The organism is Mycobacterium sp. NGS27, from assembly GCF_059813005.1.
In genome coordinates this window covers 1-383 of the sequence record NZ_JCALDT010000048.1, presented here as the reverse complement: position 1 = coordinate 383, position 383 = coordinate 1, and the positions used below count along the sequence as shown (strand labels likewise).

The 383-nt window shown below is 68.4% G+C and carries 1 protein-coding gene; it reads right to left on the bottom strand.

Features of this window, described 5'->3' with window-relative positions; all coding sequences use genetic code 11:
• The coding region (locus AC5Y30_RS25510) for a condensation domain-containing protein (protein ID WP_499922096.1) at nt 1–383 on the bottom strand (383 nt) is incomplete at both ends.

Sequence of the window (383 nt, the reverse complement as noted above, 5' to 3'; positions counted from 1 at the left end):
GAACGGGCGACGTAACTCGGCGCCGACGGCCTCAGCAAGCCGGGCCGCCCGCCAGCTCGTGGCATCAATGATCTGCCAACCAAAGTCGGCCCGCTCGACGGGTACCACCACCTGCTGGGGTGTCCCCTCGAACGCGGGGAACAGCGTGCGAAGGCTTTCGTGGCGGTCCACCACATCGGCCAGCGCCGCACCCAGCGCGTCGGCATTCAGGGGACCGCTGAGCCGCAACCCCACCGCCATGTTGTAGACCGCGGACGGCCCCTGCAACTGGTCAAGGAACCACAACCGGCTCTGCGCAAACGACAACGGCACCACCGCCGGCCGCTGCACCGCCACCAACGGCTCCAGCCCACCCCCATCAACACCGATGCGAGGCGCCAATT